General features: G+C 65.2%; 13 protein-coding genes. 8 read left to right on the top strand and 5 right to left on the bottom strand.

Annotated features, from left to right (window positions below):
* Positions 1-118 precede the first annotated feature (118 nt).
* Entirely contained in the window at positions 119-1,195 is a 1,077-nt protein-coding gene (locus tag BLT92_RS09095) for an NAD(P)-dependent alcohol dehydrogenase (RefSeq protein ID WP_092105026.1), read from the top strand.
* A gap of 5 nt (positions 1,196-1,200) precedes the next feature.
* On the opposite strand, the gene BLT92_RS09090 is transcribed toward BLT92_RS09095, so the two are convergent.
* The gene (locus BLT92_RS09090; protein WP_092105024.1) at positions 1,201-1,653 is read right to left on the bottom strand and encodes an anthrone oxygenase family protein; all 453 of its coding nucleotides are present in this window, start codon (positions 1,651-1,653) and stop codon (positions 1,201-1,203) included.
* An 82-nt stretch (positions 1,654-1,735) separates the two neighbouring features.
* Here BLT92_RS09090 and BLT92_RS09085 point away from each other — a divergent pair, with 82 nt between their 5' ends.
* Both BLT92_RS09085 and BLT92_RS09080 read left to right on the top strand, forming a co-directional pair.
* Entirely contained in the window at positions 1,736-2,326 is a 591-nt protein-coding gene (locus BLT92_RS09085; RefSeq protein WP_069599140.1) for a TetR/AcrR family transcriptional regulator, read from the top strand.
* Between the two features lie 83 nt (positions 2,327-2,409).
* A complete protein-coding gene (locus BLT92_RS09080; RefSeq protein ID WP_226829547.1) occupies positions 2,410-2,874 on the top strand; it encodes a VanZ family protein in 465 nt (154 codons plus the stop codon).
* 22 nt (positions 2,875-2,896) lie between these two features.
* On the opposite strand, the gene BLT92_RS09075 is transcribed toward BLT92_RS09080, so the two are convergent.
* Complete coding sequence (locus BLT92_RS09075) at positions 2,897-3,379, bottom strand: MarR family winged helix-turn-helix transcriptional regulator (protein WP_083248593.1); 483 nt, start codon at positions 3,377-3,379, stop codon at positions 2,897-2,899.
* A gap of 73 nt (positions 3,380-3,452) precedes the next feature.
* Between BLT92_RS09075 and BLT92_RS09070 the strand changes: the two genes are divergently transcribed.
* Positions 3,453-3,821, top strand: a complete 369-nt coding sequence (locus BLT92_RS09070) for a VOC family protein (RefSeq protein ID WP_069599141.1) — start codon at positions 3,453-3,455, stop codon at positions 3,819-3,821.
* Positions 3,822-3,824: 3 nt separating this feature from the next.
* Here BLT92_RS09070 and BLT92_RS09065 read toward each other — a convergent pair whose 3' ends face one another.
* The 3 genes from BLT92_RS09065 to BLT92_RS09055 form a co-directional block, all read right to left on the bottom strand.
* Positions 3,825-4,931: a methyltransferase family protein gene (locus tag BLT92_RS09065; RefSeq protein ID WP_092105020.1), complete on the bottom strand. Its 1,107-nt coding sequence runs from the start codon at positions 4,929-4,931 to the stop codon at positions 3,825-3,827.
* On the bottom strand, positions 4,928-5,767 hold the full coding sequence (locus tag BLT92_RS09060; RefSeq protein WP_092105018.1) for a PhzF family phenazine biosynthesis protein: 840 nt from the start codon (positions 5,765-5,767) through the stop codon (positions 4,928-4,930). The genes BLT92_RS09065 and BLT92_RS09060 overlap by 4 nt, the downstream gene beginning before the upstream one ends.
* A gap of 189 nt (positions 5,768-5,956) precedes the next feature.
* Positions 5,957-7,144, bottom strand: coding sequence for an ROK family transcriptional regulator (locus BLT92_RS09055; protein WP_092105017.1), 1,188 nt, complete (start codon positions 7,142-7,144; stop codon positions 5,957-5,959).
* Between the two features lie 108 nt (positions 7,145-7,252).
* Here BLT92_RS09055 and BLT92_RS09050 point away from each other — a divergent pair, with 108 nt between their 5' ends.
* The 4 genes from BLT92_RS09050 to BLT92_RS09035 are packed head-to-tail and all read left to right on the top strand — an operon-like array spanning position 7,253 to position 12,094.
* On the top strand, positions 7,253-8,353 hold the full coding sequence (locus tag BLT92_RS09050) for a Gfo/Idh/MocA family protein (protein WP_092105015.1): 1,101 nt from the start codon (positions 7,253-7,255) through the stop codon (positions 8,351-8,353).
* On the top strand, positions 8,350-9,924 hold the full coding sequence (locus BLT92_RS09045; protein ID WP_092105013.1) for a sugar ABC transporter ATP-binding protein: 1,575 nt from the start codon (positions 8,350-8,352) through the stop codon (positions 9,922-9,924). Before BLT92_RS09050 ends, BLT92_RS09045 begins: the two co-directional genes overlap by 4 nt.
* Complete coding sequence (locus BLT92_RS09040) at positions 9,921-10,976, top strand: ABC transporter permease (RefSeq protein ID WP_092105011.1); 1,056 nt, start codon at positions 9,921-9,923, stop codon at positions 10,974-10,976. The genes BLT92_RS09045 and BLT92_RS09040 overlap by 4 nt, the downstream gene beginning before the upstream one ends.
* Positions 10,973-12,094, top strand: coding sequence for an ABC transporter permease (locus BLT92_RS09035; protein WP_092105009.1), 1,122 nt, complete (start codon positions 10,973-10,975; stop codon positions 12,092-12,094). Before BLT92_RS09040 ends, BLT92_RS09035 begins: the two co-directional genes overlap by 4 nt.
* The last annotated feature ends 13 nt before the right edge of the window (positions 12,095-12,107 follow it).

Genomic DNA, 12,107 nt, shown 5'->3' with positions numbered 1-12,107 from the left:
GGGCGGGGGTTGTCGCAGAAATCACGTGCCGGCCCGGAATATGCGACGGATAAGAAGTGCTGCATGTAAGGTATCGGCGGCCTCCGCAACGGAGTCGTCACAGCACAGAGGAGTTTTCATGACTTTCACCGTCAAGGCACTGCAGAAGACCGGCCCCGACCAGCCCTTCCGCGTCGCGAACATCGAACGCCGCGACCCCCGGCCCGATGACGTGGTCATCGACATCAAGGCCGCCGGAATCTGCCACAGCGACATCCACACCATCCGCAACGAATGGGGCGAGGCGCACTTCCCCCTGACTGTCGGCCACGAGATCGCCGGCGTCGTCGAGGCCGTCGGCTCCGATATCACCGACTGGAAGGTCGGCGACCGCGTGGGCGTGGGCTGCATGGTCAACTCGTGTGGAGAGTGTGAGGAATGCCGGGCCGGGCAGGAGCAGAACTGTCTCAATGGCCAGGTCGGGACCTACAACTCCACCGACGTCGACGACACCATCACACAGGGCGGCTACGCCGAGAAGGTCGTCGTCAACGAGCGCTTCGTCTGCCGCATTCCTGACGCTCTCGACTTCGACGTCGCAGCCCCGCTGCTGTGCGCCGGCATCACCACCTACGCACCGCTCAACCGCTGGGGCGCAGGCGAGTCCAAGGACGGCGCACCCAAGAAGGTCGCCATTCTGGGACTCGGCGGACTCGGCCACATGGGCGTCCAGATCGCCGTCGCCATGGGAGCCGATGTCACCGTCCTCTCCCGCACTCTGAACAAGGAGAAGGCGGCGCTCGAGCTCGGCGCGCAGCAGATGCTCGCCACGACAGAGGACGACTTCTTCAGCGAGCACCGCGGAGAGTTCGACCTGATCCTCAACACGATCAGCGCAGACATTCCCGTCGACAAGTACCTGAGCCTGCTCAAGCCTCGCGGAGTCATGACCGTCGTCGGTATGCCTCCGGAGAAGCAGCAGCTGTCCTTCGCTTCCGTGATCGGCGGCGCCAAGGTGCTGGCTGGTTCGATGATCGGTGGCATCGCCGAGACCCAGGAGATGCTCGACTTCTGCGCGAAGCACGACATCGCAGCGAAGATCGAGACCGTGAGCATCGACGAGGCGGATGTCACCTATGACCGCGTCGTCGCCGGTGACGTGTACTTCCGTGCCGTCATCGACACTGCCACATTCGACGGCGCCGAGGTGGCCTGAGCCTCTCAGAGCACTGTGGCCGCGACCGCGATGAGCGTGAATGCGGCGACGATGACCACCACGCGGACGTAGTGCAGCCTGTCCCAGCGCTGATACTGTTCCCGCCAATCCTCGGGATGATCCTCTGCGGTCCACGTCAGTGAGCGATTGTTGATGGGCACCAACAGCAGGACCGACATGATCACGCTGATCGCCAGCAATCCTGCTGCGATGAGCGCCATGGTGGCGGTGGGCATCCCCCACGAGACCGCTGTGAGGGCGACGGTGAGGACGAGCGAGCCGATGTACCAGAACGGCATCGCTCGTCCCATCATTCTCCCGCCGTCCGCTCGTGCAGCCAGCGAGGCTGCGACCGGCAGGCGGTGCGTGATCGGATTGATGACGAAGGCGACCGCGAACTCGACTCCGACCATGAGGCCGACGACTGTCGTGGTGATGACGGCGAGAACGGGTGTCATGGGAGATCCTCTCTCCTAGCGTTGCTAGAATATCTAGCAGTGCTAGAGTATGCCTTGTCACGGCGAAGCACAAGAGGGGACTATGGCAGATCAGGCGAAGCGGCAGCCGGATGCGAAACGGCAGGCGGACCGACTCACGCGCGCTGAAGAGCGGCGTCTGAGCATTCTCGCGGCCGCTCGCGAGCGCGCCGACGAGGACGGGTGGGCGTCGGTGACCACCCGTCATCTCGCCGAGGCCATCGGTTATTCCCAGCCGGTGCTCTACGGCCATTTTCCCGGCGGCAAGTCGGAGATCATGCTGACTATCGCGCTCGACGGCTTCGTCGATCTCAGGGATCGGTGCCGATCGGCTGTCGCCGGCAAGGTGGGGGAGCAAGCAATCGCGGCCGTGGCGCACTCCTACCTCGAATTCGCCGATGAGCACCCCGCGGTCTATGAGGCGATGTTCCGACAGCCGATCGACGCACGCTTTGCCGAAGAGGGCAATGAGACGCAGCTGCGTGAGGCCTTCGACGCTCTGGCCGACGTCATCGGTGACGCCATCGGCACCGAGGTGTTCTGGGGTGCCCTGCACGGCATCGTCCTGCTCGAGCGTGCCGGGCGAATGCGCCTCCAGGATCGTGACCGGCGAATCGAGGCGCTCAGCACCCGATTCGCATCACGGGCCGATTGACCTGGAGTCCGGGGAGCGGGACCCCTGTGAGTCGACATCCGGCTCTGACCGAGCACCAAGGGTGCGACGGTATTATTCTGACAATGACGGATCAGCAGCGGCGGATGGGCAATGCTCCCCTCGCGCTGTTGATTTTCTACACGCTGTTCATCGCGTTCGTCACGCTCACGCCACAGCAGCTCGACACCAGTCCCGAAGGCCCCATCGGGCGCCTGCTCGAATTCTTCGCCACTCATCGCGCAACTGAGTGGCTGACCTATGAGCGCGTCGAGAGGCTGGCCAATGTCGCCATGTTCGTCCCGTTCGGATTTCTGCTCGCGCTGCATCTGGGGCGTCGCCGCTGGTGGCTCGGCGGTGTCATCGGTGCGGCCTTCAGCGGCGCCATTGAGGTGTTCCAAGGCACCGTGCTCTCACAGACGAGGTTCGCGACTGTCAGCGACCTGATCACCAACACGGTCGGGGCCGGGATCGGTGCCGTCCTCGCGCTGATCCTGATGCTGTTGCTGCCTCCCGAGGAGAGGGGGCCCGTCGACCGCGTCGTGCGGTAGCAGCCGTTCGCCGCCTCGGCGCTCAGCCGGCCTTCGGATCGAGGGCGGCGATACACAGATCCAAGGCCTCGCCGAGGTTGTTCTTCTGTGTGTCATCGAGCGTCGAGACCATGAGCGCTGAGATCGTCTCGACCCGCGATACCGCCTGATCGAGGGCGTCCTCACCCTCCGGAGTCAAGGTCGTGGGCAGAGCCCTTCCGGTCGACGCCTTCCTCGGTCTGGTCACCAGCCCCCGGTCCTGCAGTCCGCGCAGCAGCGTGTTCATCGTCTGCCGAGTCACGAAGGCCCCGCGAGCCAGTTCCGAGTTCGATGCGCCCGGTGCCCGCCGCAGCAGCTCGAGGCAGGCGTACTGCGGGGTCGACAGGCCGATTGGCCGCAGGGCCTCATCCATGTGTGAACGCAGGGCCGACTGCAGATGCTTGAGTTGGTAGCCGATCAGCGCTTCGAGCGCCCCTGGTGGACTTGAAGCGTCTGGTGTCGCTGGTGAATTACCCTCTTGACTCATGTAAGTATTCTGACATACATTGATCATGTCAGGACACTGACATGGAAATCGAAAGCAAGAGAATGGAACGATCATGACTGTCACAGGACCGGACTTCATCGCACTGCAGGTACGAAACCTCGAGCGGGCGGCTGAATTCTACGAAACGCGGATTGGGCTCAAGCAGGTGCCGGCAGCACCGCCCGGTGCAGTCCTCTTTGCCACCTCACCGATACCCTTCGCCGTCCGTGAGCCGTTGCCGGACGTCGATCTCGACTCGGTCGAACGACCGGGCACCGGAGTCGCGCTGTGGTTCGGCTGCGATGACTCACAGGCACTGCACAACAGCCTCGTCGAGGCAGGGGTCGAGATACTGCGTGCCCCCGCGCCGAGCCCCTTCGGCCTGACCTTCACCTTCGTCGACCCCGACGGCTATGCGGTGACTGTCCACGACGCGAGCTGAGCACTACTGCTTGCGGTCGGCTGAGTCCTGGCCTGAGCTGTTGGCGGCGTCGGTCTCGGCGGCATGTGTCTCATCTGGGCTGATGTCATCGTCGCTGGTGTCATCTGCATCGGTGTCATCGGCACCGGTGTCGTCGTCACCGTCGAATGCGGAGAAGCTCGGAATCCACCAGGAGACCCGCGCAGCGTAGTCATCGAACTCGGCGCCGAAGCGCTTCCGCAGATCGGCCTCCTCGTGCGGTCGAATCAGCCAGTTCCACAGCAGTGCACCGGCGATGGCGTAGGCAATGACCATCCAGGAGCTGATGAAGAGCCCGATTGCCACGCCCTGGGTGGTGCTGGCGATGGCCATCGGGTTGCGGACGAAGGCGTAGGGGCCCCGCATCACCAGGTGGTTGGCCATCGCGGAAGGCAGCGGAGTCCCGGAACCGAAGTTCGCGATCGTCCGTGCCGACCACACGCCGAGGACGCTTGCGAAGGCGAGAAGGGCGAAGCCGGCCACGACAACGAGGATCGGGAACTTCACGGTCAGGTTCCACCGTTCCTGGAACGCATTGATGATCGTGGGCAGGACGATGAGGAACACTCCCCAGAAGACCACAAGCTGGATCATGGTTCTGACCAGCAGCTGAGACCTCACACGCGTGTGAGAGCTGCGATAGGAGAACAGTCCAAGGAGGAGGCGGCCGGACGAAATTCTGCCGCGGAGCATCAGGGTACCGGCGATGACGCTGCCCACTGCGGCGCCAATCATGAGGACGGCACCCAGGCCCGCCTCGGTGGTGACAGTGGCATAGATGATCATGCCGACCGCGACGAGGGTGGTCCAGGCAGCGGCGGCCCACACAGCCCAGCGAAGATTGAGTGCGGCCAGAGCAGAGCCGAGGACGAAGAGCGGGACGCCGATGGCGGAGACGAGCAGCGGATCGAGGCTCCCGAGCGTCGCGTCGCGCAGCGCCGGGAGTGTGATGATGCCCAGCCACCAGGCGGCACCGGCGAGGGCCTGGAGGGCGAAGTACATCCGGCCGTGGAAGATCCGCAGCGGCTTGTTCGCTGTGTTGCGCTTGTTGTGCCTGATCCCGGTGACCGGCTTCTTGTCTGTTCGGCTCATGCGAACGCCGTCCCTCGGAAGCACACGGTCGTCGTTCCGCCGACCCAGAGCTCATCGTCTTCATGGGAGATCGAGATGACTCCGGCCCGCCCGAGCGCGGTGCCCTGCGTGACGGTGTACTTCGCCGGTGCGAGTCCAGAGCCGATGAGCCACTGCGCGACCGAAGCGTTGAGACTGCCCGTCACAGGATCCTCGGCGACGCCGGCGCCGGGGACGAACGCGCGGATCTCATACTCGTGTTCGGAGTCCTTCGGGTGGGGGCCCAGGACGCCGAGCTTGGTATCGGGAATCTGCGAGAAGTCCGGTACGAGGTCGAGGACCTGCTGCGCGCTCGCCAGTCTCACAGCGGCCCACCCGGGTCCGTTGTCGACCCATTGATGACCGAGGATCTCACCGCGGTCCACGTGGAGAGCTGCCGCGATCTGCTCGACGAAGCCCTCGTCGAGGTCACCGGTGCGAAACGGCTCGGGAGCGGCGAAGGACAGGGTCTGGCCACCTCGGCGAAGGTGGACGAGTCCGGCACCGCACTCCTGGACCACGGTCCCCTCGCTGCGGGGGACGCCGCCGGCCTCCAGCCAGGCGGCCGCAGAGCCGAGGGTGGGGTGGCCGGCGAAGGGGAGCTCACGGGCGGGAGTGAAGATCCGCAGGCGGTAGTCAGCCTGTGGGTCGCTGGGCGGGAGGACGAAGGTGGTCTCCGACAGGTTCGTCCAATTCGCGATGCGAGCCATCTCCTCATCGCTGAGACCCTCGGCGTCGAGGATCACGGCCACAGGGTTGCCGCGGTAGGGCTCGCTGGAGAAGACATCGACTTGGGCGAAAGCTCGATTATGTGGCAAGAGGGGACTCCTTCGTTGAAAGGGCGCTGTTCTGTGAGGGGTGCGCACTTCCTATGGTAAGGGGACAAAGGTCCAGGTCGTGGATCAGGCCCCGCCGCGTCGGGGAGTTGTGGTAAGGCGTCTTGCAAGGTGGCGCCGGAGCTCGCCTCCGCGCCGGTGAAGCCTAGTGCGCCGGGGCGGGCGGGAGACCTACCGGCTGAGGGCGGCGGCGATCCGGTCGGGAGACAGGGCCGCGTCGATGGCCAGGTGCGCCGCACCCAGAATGGCGGCATCTCCGGCTGCGCGCGATGGGGCGATCATCAGATGCTCGGTCGACAGCGGGATCGAGCGCGCGTAGACGACCTCGCGGACCCCAGCCACGAGGTGTTCGGCCGCCTGCGCCATAGTCCCGCCGATGAGGATGAGTGAGGGATTCATCAGGCTCACACAGGTGGTGAGGACCTCGCCGAGGTCGCGGCCGGCCTGGCGGACGGCCTGAATCGCCTGCAGGTCGCCGGCCTTGACGAGCGCCACAACGTCGGCCGGAGTCGTTGTCGCCACACCCGATCCTGCCAGGGACCGGGCGATGGCACGTCCCGAGGCGACCGCTTCGAGGCATCCGCGATTGCCGCAGGCGCAGGGAGTATCGGCTGCGCGCGGCAGAGCGACATGGCCGATGTCTCCTGCCGCCCCGTGCGAGCCGCGGCGCAGCGAGCCGCCGGAGATGATGCCGGCGCCGATGCCCGTGGCGACCTTGACGAAGAGGAGATCCGTGGTGTCCGGCCAGGCGAAGTTGCGCTCGCCGAGGGCCATGATGTTGACGTCGTTGTCGACGAGTACCGGGGCGGTGAACGTCTGCTTGAGGGCACCGGGAAGATCGAAGCGATCCCAACCGGGCATGATCGGCGGATTGATCGGGCGGCCGGTCGAGAATTCCACGGGTCCGGGAAGCCCGATGCCCACCCCGACCACGTCCGCAGCACTGCGATCGGCCGTCTCGAGCAGGCGCAGCGCCGAAGCGGTCAGCCACTCGATGGCGCTGACGGGGCCGTCGGAGATCTCGCGTTCCTCGCCGAGCTCCGCGAGGACGGTGCCGGTCAGGTCCGTGACGGCGAGCCGAGCGTGTGAGGCGCCGAAGTCTGCGGCGACGACCACCCTGGCCCGGGGGTTGAAGGCGAATTGCGAGCTCGGCCGCCCGCCCGTTGAGGCTGCGTCACTGACGGGGGTGATGAGCCCGAGGCCGAGCAGCTGGTCGATCCTCTGGGCGACGGTGGGGCGGGAGAGGCCGGTCGACTTCGCAAGATCGGCCCGAGTCCGCGGCTGCCCGTCTCGCAGCAGCTGGAAGAGCCCGCCGGCATGCGACAGGTCGGGTGCTTGCGAAGCGATCACCTGGCTCATCCTTTCAGTAAAGCACATCCGTAAAGACTGTCACCAAAAGATGACGATTGAGGACCTACTTTTAAAAAAGTCTTGACAAAAGTAGGCAACCCGACATCAGAATGGTTCATGGACACCGTTGCCCAGGCTTTCGCCCCTCCACCCCGTATCGGGATGCTGGGAGGCGGCTTCATGGCCCGCACGCACACTCGGGCCGCCCGCACTGCCGGAGCTCACCTCGATGTGATCGCGAGCTCGACAGCGGCCCGAAGCCGGAGAGCTGCGACGGAGCTCGGCTACGAAACCTCCACGGCCGGCGACGATTTCTTCGATCACGATCTCGATGTCGTCCATGTCTGCACCCCGAACACCTCCCACGCCGAACACGCACTGCGGGCACTCGACGCAGGATTCCAGATCATCTGCGAGAAGCCCTTGGCCACCGATTCCACCGCCGCGCGCTCCATCGTCGACCGTGCGCAAGCACTCGGACTGAGCGGAACCGTACCGTTCGTCTATCGCTATCACCCGATGGTCCGCGAGGCCCGTGCCCGCATCCGGCGAGGCGAGGCAGGGGCGCTGCTGACCATCGATGCCAGCTATCTGCAGGATTGGCTGCTGAGTGCCGAGGACGACAACTGGAGAGTCGACGCGGAATCAGGAGGACCCTCCCGTGCGTTCGCAGACATCGGCTCCCACCTCGTCGACCTCATCGAATTCATCACCGACGAACGCATCGTGTCCTTGACCGCAACGACGAGAACCGTTCACCCTCGCCGAGGCGGAGCTGCCGTGACGACGGAGGACACAGTCGCGATGACGGTTGAGATGAGCGGGGGTGCTATCGGTTCGGTCCTCGTGTCCCAACTGGCGCCGGGCCGTAAGAATGGTCTCGTCATTGAGGTCGCCGGTGCGCAGGAGAGCCTGCGGTTCGCCCAAGAGCAGCCGGAGCAGCTGTGGGTCGGCCGCCGTGCCGGCAGCCAGCTGCTTATGCGTGATCCCGACACTCTGTCTCCCGACGCCGCCCGACTGTGCACGGTTCCGGCAGGACATCCGCAGGGCTATCAGGACGCGTTCAACGCGTTCGTCGCCGACTCCTACGCAGTCTTCGCCGGTGAGAAACGCGAAGGTGTGCCGACTTTGGCCGACGGTGTCCGCGCCGCACTCGTGACAGAGGCAGTGCTGAGATCGGCGGCCGAGCGCACCTGGGTCGAGGTCGAAGCGCCATGACCGGTGATTCGACTCCCAGCACACCGGTGCTGAGCGCCACAGGAATTCGCAAGCAGTTCTTCGGAGTCGAAGTGCTGCACGACATCTCGATCGAGGTGCGAGCCGGCACAGTCCACGGTCTCGTCGGAGAGAACGGTGCCGGCAAATCCACGCTGATGAAGATCATCGCCGGTGTCCACCGCAGGGACGGCGGTCAGCTGCGCATCGACGGGGAGATCGTCGACTTCTCCCACCCTGTCGATGCTGGGAAAGCGGGTGTGGCCACCGTCTTCCAGGAGTTCAATCTGCTGCCCGATCGCACCGTTGCGCAGAACGTCTTCCTCGGTCGTGAACCTCGGAAGCGCGGCTTCGTCGATGTGGCCACGATGCGCACCAGGACGCAGGCCCTCCTCGACGACCTCGACGTGGAGGGAATCACCCCCGATGCCAAGGTCGGCTGGCTGACCGTGGCCGAACAGCAGATCGTCGAGATCATCAAGGCACTGTCGGTCGATGCCCACGTGATCTCCATGGACGAACCCACCGCCGCGCTGTCCGAGAAGGAAGTCGCTGTGCTCTACCGGATCGTCGAGACCCTCAAGTCCAAGGGTGTGGCGATCATCTACGTCTCGCACCGGCTGCAGGAGGTCTTCGACCTCTGCGACACGATCACAGTGCTGAAGGACGGTTCACTCGTCACCAGCCGACCGAGCGAGGAGATGGATCAGGCGGGACTCGTGCGCGCCATGGTCGGCAGACCCATCAGCACATTCTTCCCCGAACGCGAGGCGGGAACCCAGACCGGTGCCACCGTGCTCTCGGTGACCGGAGCAGGAAACGAGCAGCTTGACGACATCACCTTCGATCTGCACGCCGGTGAGATCCTCGGACTGGCCGGGCTGCAGGGTTCCGGTCGCTCGGAGCTCCTGTCAGCCATCTTCGGCGCCGAGCCCTTCACCCGCGGTACGGTGCGCCTCGACGGCGAGGCGGTGAGGATCACCACCGCCCGACAGGGCGTCCGGCGCGGTCTGGCCCTGGTCACAGAAGACCGGAAGGGCACCGGCCTGGTGCTCTCGCAGTCCGTGATCGACAACGCACTCCTGGCGATCCGTTCGGTCTTCCCCTCCCGCACTTCCGGGATGCGCGCGAAGATTCCCGGAATCCTCGAATCCCTCGAAGTCATCAGTCGCAATGCGGACCAGGAGGTCCGTGCACTGTCGGGAGGCAACCAGCAGAAGGTCGTGTTGGCCAAATGGCTGGCCACATCCCCACGTGTGGTGCTGCTCGACGAGCCGACCAGAGGAATCGACGTCGGTGCCAAGATCGCCGTCTACCGCCTGATCCGCAGCCTCGCCCGCCGAGGTGTCGCGATCGTCCTCGTCTCCAGTGAGCTTCCCGAAGTCCTGGGAATGTCCGATCGGGTCCTCGTCATGTCCGATGGCCGATTCGCCGGGGAACTACCGCCGAGTTCCACGGAGGAAGAGGTCCTGGCCCTGGCCACCGGAACCGAGAACCAGGTGATCGGCGACGATGCTCGGCTCAGTGAGACTACGGAAAGCGGCGACGATGCTCGGGTGGTGGGGGAGCGATGAAGTCTCGTCTGCGCCGGCTCGACACCACCGCGCTCGTCTATCTCGCGCTCATCGGAGTGCTCATCATCGGTGCCGTCCTTATCGCCACGACCGGCCGCAACTTCTTCAGTCCCGGCAACATCCGCGACATTCTCACCGGCATGAGCGTCCTGGGGTTCGTGGCCATCGGACAGACTCTCGTCATCCTCGGCGCGTCCCTGGATCTCTCGGTTCCCTATGTCATGTCCTTGGCCAGTCTGGTCGCGGCGCAGACGATGAGCGGTGACGATGCGATGGTGGTCCCTGCGGTGCTGCTGACCCTGGTGGTCACCGCCGGCATCGGTCTGGCCAATGGGCTCATCGTCACCGTCCTGGGAGTTCACGGATTCGTTGCGACCCTCGGCGTCGGACTGATGCTCAAAGGCTATCTGGACACGACCTATCAGGGCACCGAGGGCAGCGTTCCCTGGTCGTTCCAGCTCTTCGGCGCCACCGGCATCGGTCCGGTCCCGATCTCGACGTTCATCATGCTCGCCCTGGCCGGGCTCGTGGCGTTCATCCTGGTCCGAACCAGGTTCGGGCACCATCTGTTCGCTGTCGGCGGCAACTCGGAGGTCGCTCGGCTCTCCGGAGTCCGGCAGCGTCTGCCGCTCATCGGCGCGCACATCGGCAGTTCCGTCTGTGCCGGGCTGGCGGGCCTGCTGCTGGCGAGCCGTTTGGGCGTCGGCAGTCCGACGGTCGGTTCACAGGGCAGCTACGACTTGCTGTCGATCGCGGCGGTCGTCCTCGGCGGAACGGTGCTCATGGGCGGCCGCGGATCGATCTGGGGCACCATCGGCGGTGTCGCGATATTCGCGGTCCTCGACAACCTCATGAGCGTCATGCAGTTCAACCCGTTCCTCAAGGACGTCATCCGCGGCCTCGTCATCATCATCGCCTTGGCGCTCTACGCTCGCCGCCGAGTCATCGCCCGCCGAGTCCGCTTCACCCGCTCACCCACCGACTCCACCACCGCGGCAGGACCCGCCCCCGACCGTAACCCTGCGCCGGACCATGAGCGGAGCCAAGGATGAATCCGAGAACTCCTGAGACCCACCTCGGCGATGGGGGACTTCGTCGACTGCTGGGGCGTGCGGCAGATCCGCGCGGCGCCGTCGTCGTTCTTCTCATCGCAATCCTCATCGCCATCGTCGTCCTCAATCCGGGTTTTGCTGAGCCCGGAGCGCTCATGCGCTTCATCCAGCGAGTCTCGCCCGTTGCCATCGTCGCCATCGGTCAGTACTTCGTCATCGTCAGCGGTGAGTTCGACCTGTCGATGGGAGCAGTGGTCACCGCGCAGGTGATGACCGCGGGCCATCTCATCGGCGAAGACGATTCGAAGACCGTGCCGGTGCTCATCATCATGCTGATCATCGGAATCGTGGTCGGCATCGTCAACGGGCTGGCCACGACTCTGCTCAGGGTCCCCTCGTTCATCGTCACCCTCGGTACGATGCTCCTCATCCACGGCGCAGTCATGTGGTGGACGGGAGGGGCTGCGACGGGCAACCCGGCCGAGTCCTTCCGACAGCTCGGACGGGGAGGGTTCGAGGGTCTCCCGATCCTCGATCTGCTGCCCTACGCGGTCCTCATCCTGCTCGCCGTGATCGTATTCGGGGTCTGGATCTCACGCAGGCCATTCGGCAGGACACTGGTCGCCATCGGCGACAACGCCGAGGCGGTGGCCTTCGCTGGAGCGAACGTATGGAGGACGAAGACGCTCGCCTTCGTCCTGTCGTCGCTGTCGGCAACGGTGGCGGGAGTTCTTCTGGCCGGTTACGCCGGGGTCCACCCCTCGGTCGGCCAGGGCTACGAGTTCACAGCGATCACTGCCGTGGTCCTGGGCGGTGTGGTCCTCGGCGGTGGGCGGGGAACCGTTGTCGGCGCACTGATCGGGGCCTTCACACTCGAGTCGCTGTTCACTCTGCTCAACTTCACCTCGGTGCCGGCGACGATGCGCGACGCGATCCAGGGAGCGATCATCATCGCTGCGGTCGCATACTCCGGGGTGGTCTTCGCAAAGAAGCGCAAGCGACCTGCCGCCTCGGCGAATACCACCTCGGCGAACGAGCCGCGGGACCCAAGCACAACCTCGGCGGGGGAATCTTCGCCGATCCAACTCACCGGCGGCGACGGAGCCGCACGGGAATGACAAGGGAGGCAAC

Origin of the sequence: Brevibacterium picturae (genome assembly GCF_900105045.1) — a bacterium.
GTDB classification, from domain to species: Bacteria; Actinomycetota; Actinomycetes; order Actinomycetales; family Brevibacteriaceae; genus Brevibacterium; species Brevibacterium picturae.
This window is presented reverse-complemented; position numbering and strand designations above follow the sequence as displayed.

What these genes read in the sequence shown, in the direction of transcription:
- BLT92_RS09095 (WP_092105026.1), top strand. Translation starts at nt 119, where the DNA reads ATGACTTTCACCGTCAAGGCACTGCAGAAGACCGGCCCCGACCAGCCC.
- BLT92_RS09090 (WP_092105024.1), bottom strand. Translation starts at nt 1,653, where the DNA reads ATGACACCCGTTCTCGCCGTCATCACCACGACAGTCGTCGGCCTCATG.
- BLT92_RS09085 (WP_069599140.1), top strand. Translation starts at nt 1,736, where the DNA reads ATGGCAGATCAGGCGAAGCGGCAGCCGGATGCGAAACGGCAGGCGGAC.
- BLT92_RS09080 (WP_226829547.1), top strand. Translation starts at nt 2,410, where the DNA reads ATGACGGATCAGCAGCGGCGGATGGGCAATGCTCCCCTCGCGCTGTTG.
- BLT92_RS09075 (WP_083248593.1), bottom strand. Translation starts at nt 3,379, where the DNA reads ATGAGTCAAGAGGGTAATTCACCAGCGACACCAGACGCTTCAAGTCCA.
- BLT92_RS09070 (WP_069599141.1), top strand. Translation starts at nt 3,453, where the DNA reads ATGACTGTCACAGGACCGGACTTCATCGCACTGCAGGTACGAAACCTC.
- BLT92_RS09065 (WP_092105020.1), bottom strand. Translation starts at nt 4,931, where the DNA reads ATGAGCCGAACAGACAAGAAGCCGGTCACCGGGATCAGGCACAACAAG.
- BLT92_RS09055 (WP_092105017.1), bottom strand. Translation starts at nt 7,144, where the DNA reads ATGAGCCAGGTGATCGCTTCGCAAGCACCCGACCTGTCGCATGCCGGC.
- BLT92_RS09050 (WP_092105015.1), top strand. Translation starts at nt 7,253, where the DNA reads ATGGACACCGTTGCCCAGGCTTTCGCCCCTCCACCCCGTATCGGGATG.
- BLT92_RS09045 (WP_092105013.1), top strand. Translation starts at nt 8,350, where the DNA reads ATGACCGGTGATTCGACTCCCAGCACACCGGTGCTGAGCGCCACAGGA.
- BLT92_RS09040 (WP_092105011.1), top strand. Translation starts at nt 9,921, where the DNA reads ATGAAGTCTCGTCTGCGCCGGCTCGACACCACCGCGCTCGTCTATCTC.
- BLT92_RS09035 (WP_092105009.1), top strand. Translation starts at nt 10,973, where the DNA reads ATGAATCCGAGAACTCCTGAGACCCACCTCGGCGATGGGGGACTTCGT.